The 18,979-nt window shown below is 41.8% G+C and carries 16 protein-coding genes and 6 tRNA genes; 7 read left to right on the forward strand and 15 right to left on the reverse strand.

All coding sequences use genetic code 11. The features are described from left to right. Positions 1-494: 494 nt before the first annotated feature. The 3 genes from B1202_RS13875 to B1202_RS13885 are packed head-to-tail and all read left to right on the forward strand — an operon-like array spanning position 495 to position 2,664. Entirely contained in the window at positions 495-962 is a 468-nt protein-coding gene (locus B1202_RS13875; RefSeq protein ID WP_228145172.1) for a YfiR family protein, read from the forward strand. Then, positions 959-2,176 (forward strand): diguanylate cyclase domain-containing protein, encoded by a 1,218-nt coding sequence (locus tag B1202_RS13880; RefSeq protein ID WP_078191209.1) that lies wholly within the window; start codon positions 959-961, stop codon positions 2,174-2,176. The genes B1202_RS13875 and B1202_RS13880 overlap by 4 nt, the downstream gene beginning before the upstream one ends. An 8-nt stretch (positions 2,177-2,184) precedes the next feature. Continuing rightward, positions 2,185-2,664, forward strand: a complete 480-nt coding sequence (locus tag B1202_RS13885; protein WP_078191210.1) for an OmpA family protein — start codon at positions 2,185-2,187, stop codon at positions 2,662-2,664. Positions 2,665-2,781: 117 nt separating this feature from the next. On the opposite strand, the gene B1202_RS13890 is transcribed toward B1202_RS13885, so the two are convergent. From B1202_RS13890 to secA, 10 genes are all read right to left on the reverse strand, one after another. After that, positions 2,782-2,858 (reverse strand) — tRNA-Pro (locus B1202_RS13890). 3 nt (positions 2,859-2,861) lie between these two features. After that, positions 2,862-2,937, reverse strand: a tRNA-His gene (locus B1202_RS13895). Positions 2,938-3,042: 105 nt separating this feature from the next. Then, positions 3,043-3,119: transfer RNA gene (locus B1202_RS13900), tRNA-Pro, on the reverse strand. Positions 3,120-3,122: 3 nt separating this feature from the next. Then, a tRNA-His gene (locus tag B1202_RS13905) sits at positions 3,123-3,198 on the reverse strand. A gap of 44 nt (positions 3,199-3,242) precedes the next feature. Continuing rightward, positions 3,243-3,319, reverse strand: a tRNA-Arg gene (locus tag B1202_RS13910). 45 nt (positions 3,320-3,364) lie between these two features. Continuing rightward, positions 3,365-3,441 (reverse strand) — tRNA-Pro (locus B1202_RS13915). Between the two features lie 154 nt (positions 3,442-3,595). Then, the gene (nadA, locus tag B1202_RS13920) at positions 3,596-4,663 is read right to left on the reverse strand and encodes a quinolinate synthase NadA (RefSeq protein ID WP_078191211.1); all 1,068 of its coding nucleotides are present in this window, start codon (positions 4,661-4,663) and stop codon (positions 3,596-3,598) included. A gap of 153 nt (positions 4,664-4,816) precedes the next feature. Beyond that, on the reverse strand, positions 4,817-6,037 hold the full coding sequence (gene argJ / locus B1202_RS13925; RefSeq protein ID WP_078191212.1) for a bifunctional glutamate N-acetyltransferase/amino-acid acetyltransferase ArgJ: 1,221 nt from the start codon (positions 6,035-6,037) through the stop codon (positions 4,817-4,819). Between the two features lie 160 nt (positions 6,038-6,197). Next, a complete protein-coding gene (locus B1202_RS13930; protein WP_078191213.1) occupies positions 6,198-6,554 on the reverse strand; it encodes a hypothetical protein in 357 nt (118 codons plus the stop codon). Positions 6,555-6,698: 144 nt separating this feature from the next. After that, a complete protein-coding gene (secA, locus tag B1202_RS13935) occupies positions 6,699-9,422 on the reverse strand; it encodes a preprotein translocase subunit SecA (RefSeq protein ID WP_078191214.1) in 2,724 nt (907 codons plus the stop codon). Between the two features lie 337 nt (positions 9,423-9,759). Here secA and B1202_RS13940 point away from each other — a divergent pair, with 337 nt between their 5' ends. From B1202_RS13940 to B1202_RS13950, 3 genes are all read left to right on the forward strand, one after another. Continuing rightward, on the forward strand, positions 9,760-10,395 hold the full coding sequence (locus tag B1202_RS13940) for a peroxiredoxin (RefSeq protein WP_078191215.1): 636 nt from the start codon (positions 9,760-9,762) through the stop codon (positions 10,393-10,395). Positions 10,396-10,688: 293 nt separating this feature from the next. After that, positions 10,689-11,516: an MBL fold metallo-hydrolase gene (locus tag B1202_RS13945; RefSeq protein ID WP_078191216.1), complete on the forward strand. Its 828-nt coding sequence runs from the start codon at positions 10,689-10,691 to the stop codon at positions 11,514-11,516. Next, positions 11,506-12,105 carry a dual specificity protein phosphatase family protein gene (locus B1202_RS13950; protein ID WP_078191217.1) on the forward strand — a complete coding sequence of 200 codons (600 nt, stop codon included), beginning with the start codon at positions 11,506-11,508 and terminating at the stop codon, positions 12,103-12,105. Before B1202_RS13945 ends, B1202_RS13950 begins: the two co-directional genes overlap by 11 nt. A gap of 20 nt (positions 12,106-12,125) precedes the next feature. Here the strand turns inward: B1202_RS13950 and B1202_RS13955 are convergent, their stop codons facing one another. Genes B1202_RS13955 through trpA form a run of 4 tightly spaced genes read right to left on the reverse strand, consistent with a single transcriptional unit; the run spans position 12,126 to position 16,076 of the window. Next, positions 12,126-13,103, reverse strand: a complete 978-nt coding sequence (locus B1202_RS13955; protein ID WP_078191218.1) for an SPOR domain-containing protein — start codon at positions 13,101-13,103, stop codon at positions 12,126-12,128. After that, the gene (folC, locus tag B1202_RS13960; protein WP_078191219.1) at positions 13,100-14,383 is read right to left on the reverse strand and encodes a bifunctional tetrahydrofolate synthase/dihydrofolate synthase; all 1,284 of its coding nucleotides are present in this window, start codon (positions 14,381-14,383) and stop codon (positions 13,100-13,102) included. Before folC ends, B1202_RS13955 begins: the two co-directional genes overlap by 4 nt. Beyond that, on the reverse strand, positions 14,380-15,276 hold the full coding sequence (gene accD / locus B1202_RS13965) for an acetyl-CoA carboxylase, carboxyltransferase subunit beta (protein ID WP_078191220.1): 897 nt from the start codon (positions 15,274-15,276) through the stop codon (positions 14,380-14,382). The genes folC and accD overlap by 4 nt, the downstream gene beginning before the upstream one ends. Next, a complete protein-coding gene (gene trpA, locus B1202_RS13970) occupies positions 15,273-16,076 on the reverse strand; it encodes a tryptophan synthase subunit alpha (protein ID WP_078191221.1) in 804 nt (267 codons plus the stop codon). The genes accD and trpA overlap by 4 nt, the downstream gene beginning before the upstream one ends. 363 nt (positions 16,077-16,439) lie before the next feature. Here trpA and B1202_RS13975 point away from each other — a divergent pair, with 363 nt between their 5' ends. Then, positions 16,440-17,774: a Na+/H+ antiporter NhaC family protein gene (locus B1202_RS13975; RefSeq protein ID WP_078191222.1), complete on the forward strand. Its 1,335-nt coding sequence runs from the start codon at positions 16,440-16,442 to the stop codon at positions 17,772-17,774. 84 nt (positions 17,775-17,858) lie between these two features. Here B1202_RS13975 and B1202_RS13980 read toward each other — a convergent pair whose 3' ends face one another. Continuing rightward, the gene (locus B1202_RS13980; RefSeq protein WP_078191223.1) at positions 17,859-18,887 is read right to left on the reverse strand and encodes a helix-turn-helix transcriptional regulator; all 1,029 of its coding nucleotides are present in this window, start codon (positions 18,885-18,887) and stop codon (positions 17,859-17,861) included. Positions 18,888-18,979: the final 92 nt, after the last annotated feature.

Consider the following 18,979-nt stretch of genomic DNA (forward strand, 5'->3'; position numbering starts at 1 on the left):
AAATAAACTTCGAGTAATTTCTACCATTAATCAATGAAAATAATTTCGATCAATCAATCAGTAAAAATCCACACAAGTTGTTCTTCATAATCTCTTAATGATCTTCTTGTTGGTTCGTCACCAGCAAGCTAGGTCGGCTATATTACTCTTTATTTCTAAAGAGTCAACCGGTAATTCAAATTATTTTTAAACTCATCAAATAAAACCCAACTTAATCAATTCAATCAAGTCATTGTTTTATCAGAAGTTTTAATCTTCATCACCGCCGATGGATGTGCATTCTACAGCATTTCACATTCGTTGCAACACCTTTTTTATGATTTATTTTACGCATGTCGCTTTTTTAAACACATAAACATTCTTTTGTATTATTATTGGGCTATATACGCCCTATTTCATATAATAAAACGTATATACACCCAATTTTCATTCCATTTAATTTAAGACTTTTTTGATTTCGTATGGTTGTTTTAAAAAAAACTGCCTATTTAATAATGGCGTGCTCTATTTCACCCTTATTATATGCAGCTCCCACAGCAAATATTTTCACAACCACTTTCTCTATTTTGAGTTATGCCAAGTGGGAAACCACTTCACCCAAGTTTTGCGTGATTAATAATTCAAGTTTAGTCAATGATTTTAAAAAACTTGCGCCAACCCACAGCACTTATAAAATTACAGCCATCAATGTGAATGACATCAAATCCAATCATTGCCAAGTTTTATTTTTTTCCAACCTCACTGCAAAAGAAGAACAGAGCATTTTAAACAATCATGTCAATTTCCCTGCCCTCTCTCTAAGTAGCAACAATAGTGAGTGTGAGTCGGGCAGTGCATTTTGTTTGTATAAAAAAAATCAGAGTTATTCGTTTAAAATTAATATGGAAAGCTTAACGCAGTCACAAATACATATTGATCCACGGGTTTTATTACTGGCGAAGTCATCGGAGTCAGCTGAATGAAACAACTCTATAACCCAATTACATTACACCAATTATTTACACGTTCGCAGCTCACCATCTTTGCTTTAACTTTTACGATTTGTTCTGCGATTTTTTTGGTGATTTCCACCTATACCATGCATACCTATGCAAAAAACAGCTTAACGATTTTATCAAATGCGATAAACGAACGTGTTCAACCCGCTGTGGTGTTTAATGACCAAACAACGATGCGTCAAATTTTAAATGAATACACCCAACTGTATCCTATTCGCTCTATTGAAATTACCAACCATCAAAATGCATCGCTTGCTCATGCCGAGCAACAAGAAATTTCAACATTTTCCAACCAAGCGATTTTGGATTATTTCTTTTTTAGCCAACCGATTCGTTTAGATATCCATCATGATCAGAAAAGTTATGGCGAACTGATCGTATATGGAAACTCTTCAGATTTAGTTAGTTTCTTCCATAAAATTTTGCTGGGTTTATTTTTAGGTTTTATTCTTTTATTGGCTACTGTGTTTTGGTCGGTGAACTCTGTTTATCAATACTTAATGCAATCCGTTCGCTCGATTGTTGAATCCGCTCAAACCATTAGCATTAAGAAAGATTATAAAATGCGGGTTTCAAACTCTGATATTCAAGAATTACACGCACTCAGTACCGCCTTTAATGGTTTACTTAGTGAAATTGAACAGTCAAATAAAAACTTAATTTCAGAAAATGACAAGCTAATTCATCTAGCACGTCATGATGCATTAACCCAATTGCCAAATCGTAATTATTTTTATGAAAAGCTGTTTGAGCTATTTGACTTACAAGCTAACGCTGCTGTGTTCTTTGTCGATATTGAAAACTTTAAACATCTGAATGACCAATATGGACACTTAGCTGGGGATGCAGTACTACGCGCCTCATCACATTGTTTAAAACAAGCACTACCAGATGATGCTTTCGTTGCGCGACTCGGTGGTGACGAATTTGCAATTATTATCAATCGTTTAAATTTCCTGACAGAAATCGAAGTCTTTTGTCACAAAATACATGAATGCTATGGTTCCACATTTGTTTATGAGCAACATAATATTGCATTACAAGCTAATATTGGTGTGGCACTAATCCAAAATGCGAAATCGCCAGAAGATCTAATCGCAGATGCGGATCGCGCCATGTATGATGCTAAACTTTCGAATAATCATTGGTGCATTGCACCACAACGCCCCAACTCATAGGATTTGCTATGTTAAAGAACGCATTTAAAGTTTTATTTATACTTGCATTCACGGCCACTATGACAGCCTGCATGAGTTTAGGTAACTTAAGCTACAAACAAGCACGCATGCTTAAAAAAGAAGGTTTTGTCTTGACCAACGATGGTTGGACACTTGCCCTACCAGAACGTCTTTTATTTGGTTTTGATGATTATCAAATTCAACCTCACCAACAAGGCAAGTTAAATACACTTGCCACTCAACTGATTAAATATGACCTGAATAAAATTAAGTTTATTGGTCATACGGATAATGTTGGACAAGCCAATTACAACCAACAACTGTCAGAAAAACGTGCGCAAAGCGTTGCAAACGTCTTCTTAAAGCAAGGTTATAACAGTTCAAATATTCAAATTATTGGCCGTGGTGCTGAACAGCCGATGGTTTCCAATGACACCGAAACAAATCGTGCCATCAACCGTCGTGTAAATGTCACAATCATTCCCTAAATAGCGGAATTTGGAAAAGCCACCTTATGGTGGTTTTTTATTGTGTTTATAAATTTTAGGCATAAAAAAACCGCTAAATGCGGCATCTTTTTTTTACAGTATTGCTTTTGAGATAAATGGTCGGAGCAGTAGGATTCGAACCTACGACCCCCTGGTCCCAAACCAGGTGCACTACCAGGCTGTGCTATGCTCCGAATTGGGGTGAATGATGGGATTCGAACCCACGACAACCGGAATCACAATCCGGGGCTCTACCAACTGAGCTACATCCACCATCATGTTCTTGCTTGTGAATAACCAATATAACGCATTTTAAATTACAGGCATAAAAAAACCGCTGTATGCGGTATCTTTTATCGACCGTTTTCTTTAAGAAAATGGTCGGAGCAGTAGGATTCGAACCTACGACCCCCTGGTCCCAAACCAGGTGCACTACCAGGCTGTGCTATGCTCCGAATTGGGGTGAATGATGGGATTCGAACCCACGACAACCGGAATCACAATCCGGGGCTCTACCAACTGAGCTACATCCACCATCACAACAAGTTTCAGATTCTAGTATCAGAACACCATTAAAATGGCGCGCCTGACAGGATTCGAACCTGTGACCATCCGCTTAGAAGGCGGATGCTCTATCCAACTGAGCTACAGGCGCATTACCGATGACATAGACTATCACGCGATTTTTGCCTTGAGAAATTGGTCGGAGCAGTAGGATTCGAACCTACGACCCCCTGGTCCCAAACCAGGTGCACTACCAGGCTGTGCTATGCTCCGTTTCATCTCAGCTTTCGCTGTATCGCATATCGTGCGGTACGGTGTGCATTCTAGGCGTGACGTTGATTAACGTCAACACCTATCTTCAAAAAAACATAAAAAATCATTTCAAGCGATTATTTATCAAGCATTTTAATCATTTTTCAAGCAAAAATTAACGTTTTAAACTGGCACTGAAATTCAACATCCGATCTAAAGGCAATTTAGCACGCTCAGCCAAGGCCGGATCTACGAAAATTTCCTGATCGCCCTTTTGTAAAACTTCCAGAATGCCATCCAATTCATTCATCGCCATCCAAGGGCAATGTGCACATGAACGACAGGTTGCTCCCTCACCTGCCGTCGGTGCTTCGATGAGAATCTTATTCGGCACAGCTTGCTGCATTTTATAAAAAATACCGCGATCAGTTGCCACGATTAAACGTTCATGTGGCAAGGTTTGTGCAGCCTTGATCAATTGCGAGGTGCTACCGACGGCATCCGCAATATCCACCACAGATTCAGGTGATTCCGGATGTACCAAAACTGCTGCATCTGGATACAGCGCTTTCATATTGGCAATACCACGCGCACGGAATTCTTCATGAACAATACATGCCCCATCCCATAGCAACATGTCTGCACCAGTTTTCTTTTGAATATAACGACCGAGATGCTGATCGGGTGCCCAAATAATTTTTTCGCCTAAACTATCTAAATGCTCAACAATTTCAACAGCACAGCTCGAGGTGACCACCCAATCTGCACGTGCTTTCACTGCCGCCGAGGTATTTGCATATACCACAACCGTATGGTCCGGATGTGCATCGCAAAATTTGGTAAATTCATCGACAGGACAGCCCAAATCAAGTGAGCATGTTGCTTCTAGGGTTGGCATCAGTACGGTTTTTTCAGGAGATAAAATCTTCGAGGTCTCCCCCATGAATTTCACCCCTGCAACCACCAACGTCGTTGCTTCATGATCACGGCCAAAACGTGCCATTTCTAGCGAATCCGAAACACACCCACCGGTCAGTTCTGCCAACTCCTGCACTTCAGGATCGCAGTAATAGTGTGCAACAAGGACAGCGTTACGCTTTTTGAGTTCCGCTTTAATTAATTCAAACTTTTCAAGCTTTGCAGCTTCCGTTAAGTGATGCTCTTTAACATCGCCCAAACGATCCAAATGCGCTTGTACAATTGATTTTGCTTCATTTGCAATTAAGTTGTTTGCATTATTCATCACAACGTCTTCTCTATCCTTAATGCCTGCTACTACACAGGTGCTTCACAACTGACCCATAAATATGGCACTTGGCTATTTTTTACCGGTCATTAAAAAGTTCCACTTATAAAAAAGCCTCACAACGGAGGCTTTTCAAAAACATCAAATATCTTATGAACGGTAATCTGCGTTAATCTTGACATAGTCATACGACAGATCACAGGTATACACAGTATCTTGAGCACTGCCACGCCCTAAATCTACACGGATCGTGATCTCAGATTTCTCCATCTCCGCAGCCCCTGCTGCTTCGGTATAATCTGCTGCGGCACCACCGTCTTTACAGATTTGGACATCACCTAACCAGACCTGAATTTTTTCAACATCTAAGTTTGGCACACCGGCATAACCAATTGCTGCCAAAATACGGCCCCAGTTTGGATCTGATGCAAAGATTGCAGTTTTAACCAACGGTGAATGTGCAATGCTATAAGCAATATCACAACATTCTTGAGTATCTGCACCGCCTTCTACCGCCACAGTAATAAACTTCGTCGCACCTTCACCATCACGGACAATGAGCTGTGCAAGACGTTTCATCACACGTGTTAACACGTCTAAAACCGCAGCATAACGTGAATCTGTTTCTGAGGTAATTTCTACGCCACCAGCTTGACCCGTTGCAATCAAAATACATGAGTCATTGGTCGAGGTGTCACCATCAACCGTAATACGGTTAAACGACAGGTTAACTGTGGTTTTTAAAAGCTGTTGCACTAGCTCACGGCTAATGGGTGCATCCGTTGCCACATAGCTCAGCATGGTCGCCATATTTGGACGAATCATGCCTGCACCTTTAGAAATACCTGTCATGGTATACAGAACGCCATCTAGCTCAAACTGCTCAGATGCACCTTTAGGCGTGGTATCTGTGGTCATAATACCTGTTGCCGCATCCAACCAAGCATCTTCTTGTAAACTATCTAATGCGGGTTGCAAGCCTTGAACCAAACGCTCAATAGGTAATTGCTCGCCAATTACACCCGTTGAAAAAGGAAGGACTTCTGTATTTTGAACACCAGCCAGTTCTGCCAGTTTTGCACATGTCGCTTCAGCATTTGCCATACCGATTTTGCCAGTACCTGCATTGGCATTTCCGGTGTTAATCACTAAATAACGTGGATTACCTGCTAATAAGTGCGCTTTCGAAATATGCACCGGCGCTGCACAAAATGCATTTTGAGTAAAAACGCCTGCGACATTAGAACCCTCAGCAAATTCAAAAATGACAAGGTCACGTCGGTTCTGATAGCGCACATACGCTTCAGCCGAACCGATTTTTACACCTTTCACCACATGCATCTGTGGCATAGATACGTCACCAACTGCCATTTTTCAACGTCCAACTATATGAGTTATAAAAAATACAGCTTAGTGCAAAATCTATAAAAAATCGAGCAGAAGCACGGTTTTGCTGTAATTTTATTGTGCATTTCTTTTGCGCATAAAAAAACCAGTCTTTCGACTGGTCTTTATCGCTGTTCGTCGTAAATTAGTTACGCGCCAGCTGAGTTGCTTCATCAAGAAGCACTTGTTTCGCTTTTTGTTGACTCGCAGCAGAAAGTGCTGGGTTTTCAGCCACAATACGGTCAGCATTCGCCGCATTGGCTGCTGCAATTTTCGCAGTTTGCAATACGATCGGACGATTTGGATTGGCAAAGGTATAACGAATACCCGTACGCGGGCTTGCTACAGTCACTTGACCGTCAGTACCAACCTGTACTTGAGTTGTTGTTGGACCAACTGCTTGTTGAACTTTCTCGACAGAAGTCGTCTGAGGAGCGTTTGCAAAGGCAAAAGTTGGCAAAGCCAAAGCAGCAATCATGAACGGTTTTAGTACTTTTTTCATTGTCTTTTCCGTCTTACGGTTATTGATAGAAACTAAATAACATTTAATCTGCTGAACTGCAAATACTATTCAGGTCAGATCAGCAGTGTAAATAAAAAATCAGAGCGCGAAGGCTCTGATTTATTTGAAATTAAGCAATGTCGTTTAGATTTTACCGTGACACTGTTTATATTTCAGACCTGAACCACATGGGCATGGTGAGTTACGACTTTCTGGCGGAACAATCACTTGCTCTGCAGGTGTGTATTGCGCATCGATAACGTCATCACCATTGGCTTCAGCCAATAAATTATCAAAGTCATTGTGTGACAATTGAAGATTCATTGATTCAGCTTGAGCCTGTTTTTGAGCTTCCATTTCTGCAAGTTCTTCGGCTGTTGGTACATGAATACGAGATAAATCTGTCACGACATCTGACTTAATCACCGCAAGCATGTTTACAAATAAGTTAAAGGCTTCTTTTTTGTATTCTTGCTCAGGATTTTTCTGCGCATAACCACGTAAATGAATCCCTTGACGTAAGTAATCCATCGCTGCCAAATGCTCTTTCCAATGGCGGTCCAATGAATTCAACATAAAGTGACGTTCGAGCATTGCAGCCGTTTCGTCACCCATTTGCGTACGACGTGAACGGTAGTGTTGAAGAACTTCATCAGTAATACGTTCAACCAAAGCTTCTTCATCTAAACGACGATCTTGCTCTAGCCACTGCGAAATTGGCAGTTCAATCGATAGATCTTCACGAAGTGCTTTTTCAAGACCTTCAATATCCCACTGATCGTGAATAGATTCAGGTGGAATATACACTTCGATCATGCCTTTAGTCACATCGTGAATCATCGTTTCGATGTAATCTTGCAGTGACGCTTCTTCAAGAATTTCATCACGTTGAGAGTAAATAATCTTACGTTGTTCGTTGTTTACGTCATCGTATTTCAATAGATTTTTACGAATATCGAAGTTACGAGCTTCAACTTTACGTTGTGCATTTTCAATCGAGCGTGACACCATTTTATGTTCAATGGCTTCATCTTCTTTCAGACCCATGGCACGCATCATCGCAACCACGCGATCACCCGCGAAGATACGCATCAAATCATCTTCAAGCGACAAGTAGAAACGTGATACACCTGGGTCACCTTGACGACCCGCACGACCACGTAACTGGTTATCGATACGACGAGATTCATGACGTTCTGAACCAATGATGTGTAAACCACCAGAGTTCAACACCATGTCATGATTTTGTTCCCACTCAGCTTTTAAACGCGCTTCATCTGCTGCCGTTGGTTCTTCAATCTTCGCCAGTAAGGCTTTCCAGTTACCACCCAACAGAATATCGGTACCACGACCGGCCATGTTGGTAGCAATCGTCACTGCACGCGGTGAACCCGCTTGCGCAATAATATCCGCTTCACGCTCATGTTGTTTCGCATTGAGCACTTCATGTTGAATGCCAGCTTCTTTCAGCTTATCTGATAAAATTTCAGAGGCTTCAATGGTTGCTGTACCAATCAGAATCGGTGCAACACCTGCTTCATGAACACGTTGAATTTCTTGAATGATGGCGTTGTATTTACCTTCACGGTTTAAATAGATTAAATCGTTTTGGTCATTACGAATCATCGGGCGATGGGTTGGAATCAGTACAACATCCAAGCCATAAATTTCTTTCATTTCTGCAGCTTCAGTATCTGCAGTACCCGTCATCCCTGATAATTTCTTGTAAAGACGGAAATAGTTCTGGAATGTGGTGGTTGCCAACGTTTGGTTTTCAGGTTGAATTTCCAAACCTTCTTTGGCTTCTACTGCTTGATGCAAACCTTCAGACCAACGACGACCCGGCATGGTACGACCGGTGTTTTCATCAACAATGATTACTTCACCTTCATGGATGATGTAATGCACGTTGCGTTGGTATAGGTAATGCGCACGAATGGCCGCAGAAACATGGTGTACCAAGTTTAAGTTTGCAGATGAATATAGACTTTCACCTTCAGCAAGCAAGCCCATTTGAATCAATTCAGCTTCAACGGTTTCATAACCGACTTCGGTCATTTCTACAGAACGCTGTTTTTCATCAATCCAGAAGTGACCGCCATCTGGCACCTTCTCTTCTTTTTGTGCATGAAGTTTTGGTGGGATGCTGTTAATTGCGGCATACAACTGAGAAGAGTCTTCTGATTGACCAGAAATGATCAACGGTGTACGTGCTTCATCAATTAGGATCGAATCGACCTCATCGATGATGGCATAGGTTAAGCTGCGCTGTTTTTTCTCAGCCGCAGAAAACACCATGTTGTCACGCAAGTAGTCGAAACCGAATTCGTTGTTGGTACCGTAAGTAATGTCTGCACGATACGCTTGAGCTTTTTCAGTCGGGTCTTGCATTGAGTAGATGATCCCAATGCTTAAACCTAAAAATTCGAATAATGGACGGTTTAACTCGGCATCACGCTGCGCCAGATAATCGTTCACTGTAATCACGTGAACGCCTTCAGCACTAATAGCATTGAGATAACAAGCAAGCGTTCCCATGAGGGTCTTACCTTCACCGGTACGCATCTCTGCGATCTTACCTTCATGCAAGGTAATACCACCAATCAGCTGTACGTCATAATGACGCATGCCCATGACACGCTTCGCAGCTTCACGACAAACAGCAAACGCTTCAGGTAATAATTTATCAAGGCTGTCGCCTTTTTTATAACGTTCTTTGAATTCTTCAGTTTTTGCAGATAAGTCTGCATCGCTTAGAACAGATATCGTCGGCTCGAGCGCATTAATCTTCTCTACGATTTTACGCATGCGTTTGAGTTCGCGCTCATTTTTGGTACCGAAGATTCCTCCGATCAGACTTGCCAACATGAATAGACTCTCTAAATCTTGCTTGTCAAATGAATATGTTTTCTTAGTCGTTATTATGGTGCTAGAAATTCGAAGTACAAGGGTTTTGCACAAAAATCCCCTTAAATATTCTGCGCTCGGGTTCTAGCCCCGGAGACTTAAGGCAAGCTAATGTAACAAATTTTCTGCAGACAACATAGTGACTCTGTCGTGAGATATTTCGCTTTTATCCACCAATAAAACTGTTTTATATAAAAAATATTCATAAAGAAATGAGAAAACACTATTTTTAATCATAAAAAAATTCCTTCATATTTATTTTCAAGTTAAACAAATTCAATAAATACGGGGATATTCCATGACGATTCGTTTAGGTGACACTGCACCAAACTTTACTCAAGACTCAAGCGAAGGCAGCATTCATTTTTATGACTTTTTAGGTGACAGTTGGGGCATTTTATTTTCGCATCCTGCCGATTACACCCCAGTCTGCACCACAGAACTTGGATTTACCGCAAAACTAAAAGATGAATTTAGCAAACGTGGTGTTAAGGCCATTGCCCTGTCTGTTGATGATGTTGAATCGCATCATGGCTGGATTAATGACATTAACAATACTCAAAATACCACGGTGAACTTCCCGATCATTGCAGACAAAGACCATAAAGTGTCTACCCTTTATGATTTCATTCACCCTAATGCTAGCGAAACATTAACTGTTCGCTCTTTGGTGATCATCGATCCAAATAAAAAAGTCCGTTTAATCATTACTTATCCTGCATCGACGGGCCGTAATTTCCATGAAATTTTACGTGTCATTGACTCTTTACAACTGACAGACAACCATAAAGTTGCAACACCGGCCAACTGGCAACAAGGTGAAGATGTGGTGATTGTGCCATCATTAAAAGATGAAGCGGAAATCAAACAACGCTTTCCTCAAGGTTATAACGCAGTTACGCCTTACCTTCGTTTAACGCCTCAACCTAAGTGAGAATAAAACGGAGCATTACGCTGTCCGAGCGTAAGATAAGAAGCTCGGCTGCGAGTGACCAAAGCAAAGATACAACTTTAACTATTTTTAGGCGTAGCACTAGAGCCAACGATGGATCATAACCATAGTTACTATAGTTTTCCCCTCAGAACGAATGACGAGCCCGTTCTGGCATTCTCCAACCTGCTCATCTTCGGATGAGCTTTTTTTTGATTACAAATTCCTCTCAGGGATTAGATTGGTTAAACCTATCAAATCCGTTATAACTAAGAAAAACTTGAAAATAACAAACCGTGATTCATCAAATTCATCATTTACATTGTGGTAGTTTTTGTCCAACGTGTGCCCCTTTATTTGGACAGAAAGGCTTTCGCGCACATTTGGTCTGTCATTGCCTGCTCGTTGAAACCGATAAAGGACTCGTCTTAGTCGATACAGGACTGGGCTTACAAGATTATTTACATCCACAAAATCGTTTAGGTCGGTTTATTTCACGCACAGCGCAGATCAAATTTAATCCGCAACTAAGTGCGATTCATCAAATTCAAAAATTAGGCTATAAGGCTCAAGATGTTCAACACATTTTGTTGTCACACTTAGATTTTGATCATGCTGGCGGGATCTCTGATTTTCCGCAGGCGACCGTGCATGTGCTAGCCAGTGAATATAACGCCCCTCAAAATCTTCACAGCCTTAAATCACGACTGCGCTATCGACCACAGCAATTCCAACAACATCGTTATTGGAACTTTATCGAAAACATCGGGACGCAAGCATGGTTTAACTTAGAGCACACTGCCGGTCTATCTATTTTTCAAGAGGAAATTTTAATGCTCCCGCTTTTGGGACATACCGCGGGTCATGCCGGTATTGCAATAAAAAATAACCATCGCTGGTTGTTATATTGTGGCGATGCTTATTACTCACATCATCAATTAAATCCAAATTTTCATTCGCGGGCCTTAAATCAGCTTGAACGTTTATTTGCCACCGACAATACACAGCGACTGCACACACTTCATAAGATTCAGCAGTTAGCGCAGCAACCAGACATCGATCTCATCTGCGCACATGACCCATTCGAACTTGCTCATTATCAGAACACAGGCTATGACCGCTAAAATCCTGCCAATGATCTTACTCAGTGTTAGCTTCAGCTTCACGGGTTACATGACATCAAATCCATTACCGTTAAATGAACGTCCTCAGCATTGGGGGAAAGTCGTTCATCAACAACATAATTTTTATCAAATCAGCCCAATGCTATTTCGCAGTGAACAACCTGATACAGATCTCGCCCCTGTTCTACGAGAACAGCACATCGATGTGATCATAAATTTACGTTCACGGCACCATGACCCAGAACGCTTAAAAAATGCTATTGATACACAAAAGATTAAATTTGCACATATTCCGATACACACGTGGCAAATCGATCGTGAAGATTTACTGGCGGTGATGAAAGCCATAAAAGAAGCTGAACAACAGCAGCAAAAAGTGTTAATCCATTGCTACCACGGCTCAGACCGTACAGGCGCGAGTGTGGCAATGTACCGTATTATTTTTCAGCATTGGTCCATTGAGGAAGCAAAGCGTGAAATGAAACAAGGTGGCTATGGCTTCCACCCTATTTGGAAAAATATTGACCGATTATTCAGCCCTGAAAATGTAAAATGGATTCAGCAGCAACTACTGAATCCATCTTATTAAAGGTCATTCCTCAAATAAACTTAGCGTTTATCGAGTGGTACCCAATCAATCACCCACGCAGATTTCATATTCAAACTTGCATCTGAATTGATCTTTTTACGTGTTGCGTCCGCAGCATCACGGTCCTTAGAAGGGCCGACCATAATACGAATGCCTTTAGATGTTGGACTCTTCGTCACTTTATAGCCTTTTGCACGTAATTTTGCAGCGACGGCATCTGCATTGGCTTCATTGGCAGCTAGAGCAACTTGTACCATCCATTGCTTATCGCCATTTTCCAACAGATCACGTGCTTTTTCAGCTTCAGCTTTTTTCTTGGCTTCGGCTTTACGCTTTTCTTCTGCCTTGTGTTTTTCTTCGGCTTTACGCTTTTCTTCAGCTTGTTGCTTCGCTTCGGCTGCTTTCTTATCTGCAGCTTTTTTCTCAGCTTCAGCATGTGCTTTACGTTCAGCTTCTTTTTGAGCATCCGCTTTACGTTTTGCTTCAGCTTTTTGTTTATCTGCTGCGATACGTGCCTGATCAGCCTTTTGCTGCGCCGACTGAGTCTCTAACTTTTTTTGAGCCGCCAACTTATCCTCAGCTAAACGCTTTTGCTTGGCTTTTTCATCTTCAACCAATTCGGGAGGAATATTATCCGAACTTTGTTGAGCTGAACGATGTGCGTTTAAAGCCGCATATTCTTCTGCTGCTTTGCGTGCTGCATCAGCTTCCGCTTGTTGTTGCATCGCTAAAAACTCTGCTGCACGTGCTTCTTGCTCCGCAACCGATTTTTCACGGGTACGTCGTTGTTCTTCGAGCAAGCGCTTTTCAGTTTCAACATCAACAGTCAATGATGACATTTTACCCGCCCCCTGACCTTGTTGCTCAACTTGAGCCATTTCAGGGGTTTGGCTTTGATTTTGATGTATTTCTTCTTTGCCTTTAAGTAAAAGTGCGGCCAGCAGTACACCACCACCTAATAAAACAACACCACCCATCCAGCGTTGTTTGTTATTCATTGACATTCTTCCAGATACTCCCATACCGCTTCTAAGGTATGAAATGAACCACATACCAGAATCAGCTGATTATTCTTTGTTTCTTCCAGCGCGGACTTAAAAGCTAATTGCACATTGTCATAATGTTCTACGACTTGATGCTGCAGTGCGTTATCCAATTGTGTGATAGATGCCGCACGTGGCACATTTAATTGTGCAATTTTCCACATTCTTACCGTATCTTTCAATAAGTTAACGACAGAATTTATGTCTTTATCAGTCAGCATGGAGAAAACGCTGATCACTTCTGTGTATTGTTTATTGTACTGGAGGAAATTTCGCAATTGCTTTAACAAAAATTCAACACCATGCGGGTTATGTCCCGCATCGAAAATCACCGTTTTTCCTGCAATTTCTCTAACTTCAAAACGGCCTTGTAACTTGGCATTGATAATCCCTTCAGCGATCGATTGCTGTGAAACCACCAAACCACTGGCCAATATTGCGGCTACAGCCGTAGAGATATTTTCGAGCGCCAAAGAACCCACAGGCAGTTTTAAAGTTGTACCTGATGAAGCAAACATCCAAGATTGTCCGTCATCACTGTACTGATAAAAATAATCACGATTGAGTACATGTAAAGCGGCTTTGCAATCTTCTGCTTTTTGACGAATGGCTTCAGGCAGTACTTGCTGTCCACCAAAAATTACGGGAATATTCGGACGAATAATCCCTGCTTTCTCAAAAGCAATTTTTTCAATGGTGTCGCCTAACCAATCGGTATGGTCTAAACCAATATTGGTAATCACTGCAACATCTGGATCGACGACATTGACCACATCAAGTCGACCACCAAGGCCTACTTCAAGTACCCATACATCGCAATGTTGCTGTTTAAAAATAACAAAAGCGGCCAAAGTGGTCGCTTCAAAAAAAGATAAACTTAATTCACATTCACGACGCGCCTGATCAACGGCTACAAAAGCATCAATCAGGGTTTGGTCGGCCACTTCAACACCTTGAAGCTTTACACGTTCATTGAATCGATAGATATGCGGTGATTGGTATAGCCCCACGTTATAACCTTGGCCATTTAAAATCGCAGCCAAAGTGGTCGTGGTTGAACCTTTACCGTTTGTTCCCGCGACCGTCAGCACTTTCGCATCAGGTTGGGTTACACCGAGTCGCTCTGCAACAGGAATCACCCGTTCCAGACCTAAATCAATACCCGTAACATGAACATGGCTCCAATAATCGAGCCATGTACTTAAAGAATCAGATGCAAGTGGTGCTGTGTTCAAGTCAAATTCATCAATTTCGCTACAATACGATAAACTGTATCACGTAATGCATGACGGTGGACAATTTGATCGACTACACCATGATCAAGCAAATATTCCGCACGTTGGAACGGTTCTTCCAATTTTTCACGTACAGTTTGCTCAATCACACGCTTACCAGCAAAACCAATCATGGCTTTTGGTTCAGCCAGATGAACATCACCGAGCATTGCCAATGATGCAGTTACACCACCATAGACTGGATGTGTCAACACCACTAGATAAGGCAAGCCTGCATCTTTCATTTTTTGGATGGCAGCAGAAGTACGCGCCATTTGCATTAATGACAACATGCCTTCTTGCATACGTGCACCACCAGAGGCAGCGAAGCAAATAAGTGGTTGTTTGGATTTAATCGCTAGTTCAGCCGCTTGAACAAAACGGTCACCGACCACTGTGCCCATTGAGCCGCCCATGAAATCAAATTCGAAAGCAGTCGCAATCATTGGAATGCCTTTCAGCGTTCCTTGCATTACCACTAAAGCTTCTGTTTCACCGGTTTTTTTCTGCGCTTCAGACATACGGTCTGGATACGCTTTGCTATCTACAAATTTAAGTGGATCTTTGGCTTTAAATTCTTGACCCAATTCTTTTTGTACTTGGTCAAAGAACCAGTTCAAACGATCACGCGCTTTCATTCGCAAGTGTTCATCACACTGTGGACAAACGTAGGCATTAAATGACATCGCAGTACGAGTCACAAGTGCATGACACTCAGGACATTCAATCGTCGGCTCAGTAAATGTCGCCTTTAATGCTTGCTGTTCATCAGGTACATGAATACCTGGTACCGCACGCTCTGTCCATGGCGTAGATGCGCTCAGAATTTTGCCTGTTTTTGCGTCTTGACTCATACTAACTCATCGAGCGCAGCTCGAAGCTCCTTCACTTTATTCACTGTTTCGATTACAGCTTGTTCTGGCGCTAAGTTTGCAAATTGTTTAACAAAAGCACTACCTACAATTACCGCATCCGCAGCAACACCCATGGCTTTCGCCGATGCTGCATCACTGATACCAAAGCCAACGCCAACAGGTACCTGAGTATACGATTTGATTTTTTGAATACGTGCCGCAGCTTCAGCAACGTCTAAAGTCGCTGCACCTGTCACACCTTTCAAAGAAACATAGTAGATAAATCCACTGGCTTGTTTCACCACATGCTGAATACGTTCATCAGTGGATGTTGGCGCAAGCAAGAAGATTTGATCCATGTCGTATTTTTTCAATACTGCATCTAGATCTTTTGCTTCCTCTGGTGGAAGGTCCACCAAGAGCACGCCATCTACACCGCATTCATGTGCATAGGCAACAAACTTTTCATAGCCGATTACTTCAACAGGGTTTAAATAGCCCATCAGTACCACAGGTGTTTCTGTATCGTTTTTACGGAACTCTTTCACCATGTTCAAGGCATCTAGAGTATTGGTTCCTGCAGCAAGCGCACGCTCAGCGGCAAGTGCAATAACAGGACCATCCGCCATTGGGTCTGAAAATGGAAGACCTAATTCGATCACATCTACACCTGCCTCAACCATTTGATGTAACAAAGGTACCGTTACTTGTGGATGAGGGTCACCAGCCATAACATAAGAAACCAAGGCCTTACGCTGTTGAGATTTAAGCGTTCCAAATCGAGTGGCTAAACGTGACATAGGGTTATACTTTCCTTGAATGAATCAAAACTATGATGTGGGTTTTGTCGAAATACAAGACATCGCATTGTAACGCTATTTTTTACCCATTGAACAGGGCATACAATCCTCAGTCGGCATTTCTCATGCAAACATAATTTTCCAGAACAACCCGAAAGCATCATTTACCGATATTTCAGTTTTTTTCACAATGATCAAAGATGCCTAATTTTAGGATCTGGCAAAATTATAAGGTTTTAGATTAACTTAATTTTATCATCAAAAAAATGTTAAAAATAACAGGCTTAGCATTTACATTTTAATTTTCCTTAAATTGCAAAACCTGCTTTATACTAGCCGCATACTTTTATTTTTTTATCTCCTATGTCCTCCGATTCACAAGTGAAAGTGCCTGCTCGGGCATTTGCACTGCTCCCGCTTATTGTTTTTCTGACCATTTTTTTGGGCAGTGGTATTTACCATTCCATCATTGGAACTGAGTTTGCGTTCTATCAAGTGAAAGCCCCAGTCGCTGCTCTTCCTGCGATTGTATTGGCAATTTTGCTCTATCGCGGCAAGATAAATGACGCGATTGATACCTTTATGAAAGGTGCCAGCCACCCGAATTTGATCTTAATGTTCATGGTCTTTATGCTCGCTGGTGCTTTTGCCAGTGTCAGCAGTGCCATCGGTAGTGTTGATGCAACAGTGCAGTTGGGACTATCAGTGATTGCGCCTGAGTTCGTGCTGCCTATGCTGTTTATTATTGCGGCCTTCATTGCCACAGCGATGGGAACCTCCATGGGCACTATTGCAGCCTGTGCACCAATTGCCTTTGGTTTTACTCAAGTCACCGAAATTGAAGTGGTGTATGCCATTGGTGCTGTGGTCGGTGGTGCCATGTTTGGTGATAATCTGTCGATGATTTCAGATACCACCATTGCTGCAACGAACAGTCAAGAAGTTCAGCTTCGCGATAAATTTAAGGTCAATGTTTGGATTGCTGTTCCTGCATCGATCGTTAGCATTTGTATTTATTTATTTATGAGTCAAGGCTCACAAGCGATTGAACACAAAGCCTATAATGCTTGGCTGATCTTGCCTTATTTAGCCGTATTTATTTTGGCCTTTTCACGTTTACACGTGCTTGCTGTGCTGACTATTGGTGTCTTACTGTCTGGCTTGATTGGGTTGGTGATTCAACCTGAATTTAACTTCTTAAGCTTAAATAATTCTATTTATGACGGCTTTACCGGCATGTTTGAAGTTGCCCTGCTTTCTATTTTCTTGGGTGGTATTTCTGCCATTATGCAAAAAGAAGGCGGTTTAGAATGGCTGATTCAACGTATTTACAGCATGACACGCTGTTTTAAAGTCGGCGCTGAACGCGCGGGTGAAATTGGTATCAGTTTCTTGGTGATTTTCTCCAACCTATTTGTGGCAAACAATACTGTCGCAATTATTTTATCTGGTGAAATGGCACGTGAAGTCGCGAAAGAATATGGTGTAGACCCTAAACGTGCTGCTGCACTTTTGGACATTTTCTCTTGTGTAGTCCAAGGTCTCATTCCTTATGGCGCTCAGCTGTTACTGGCTTGTTCGATCGCCAAACTTTCGCCTGTGGAACTGATTGGTAGTGTGTATTACTGTTGGGTCTTGGCGATCTTTGCCATCCTTGCCATTTTACTGCGTTATCCAAAATTAAAAGCTGCGGCATAAGCTTGGCTTAAAAGAAAAGCGGTCGTTTGACCGCTTTTTTTAATGCTGTATGAATGGCTTTTTTTGACGAGATGTCTGCAAATTTTATTCTAATTTCAAAGCCTTTTTTCGCGCCAACAATGTCTCTCCGCTATATGCCTTAAAAGCACGTGCCAAAGCCGACTGATCTGAATAACCTAGCTGTAAAGCGATATCTGTCAAATGGGTTTGTTGTAAAAGTAGATATTCACAGCGTTTCATCCGCTCAAGCTCCAAAAGCCGCTTAAACGAGGTGTCTTTCTCCTGTAACTGTCGTTGCAAGGTTCTGACTGACAGATGTAACTCCTCTGCTAACCATTCTATTTTCGGGGCTTGCTGTTTTAGTTTGAGATAATCAGCGATGCATTGTTGCATCTGTATAATTGGATCTGCATGTTGCGGACGAGCGGCTATCGCCTCTTCGGCTTGGCGTAATAACAATTGCATCAGCGATGGATCTGCAAGTTCTGACTTTAAATCCAAACTATCGGCATGAATCACAAATGAATATTTAAGGGTCGAAAATTCCATTTGGCAACCATAAAACTTTTCATAGTGATAACGTGCCATCCGCGGCGCATGGGCAAAATGAATGCGGAGTAGCTTTAAAGAATCTGGAAAAATTTGCTTGGCCAAATGTGCCATACAGGCCATGGTCAATTCATTCACCAAAGCATATTCATCATCATGCTGTGGCCAAGACAGAATAATTTGATGATCTTGATGGCTCATATTCATCGGCACAATTTGCGCCCCATCAATCACCAAACGACTAAACCGCATCACATATTGCAAAGCATCTGCAACACTATTACTCAGTGTCGCCATATAGCCTAACACCCCAAAATGCTCTGCACGAATATACTTGGCCATTTCAAAAACCAATTGCGGGCAATCCAGATGCTGCTGAGTCAGTTGCATGATGCTGTTAAAAAAAGAATTCGGCGATTGAGAGTCGATCGGCAAAGACAGCACATGCTGAATTTGCGCAGCATACGGCGCAATCCATTCGAGCTGTGTATAGTTTAATTCACGCTCAATTAAGACCATATTCCATAGTTGGAAGTAACCATTTGGGATCTGAATTTCAGCCATCTCGCCCCTCTTTCTGACCTGCCAATTCTGACATTTTATATTTTCATCATGGCGTAAAATGTATAAAAATTGGCAATATCTGTCAAAACAAA

This window comes from Acinetobacter amyesii (genome assembly GCF_002018365.1).
GTDB classification, from domain to species: Bacteria; Pseudomonadota; Gammaproteobacteria; order Pseudomonadales; family Moraxellaceae; genus Acinetobacter; species Acinetobacter amyesii.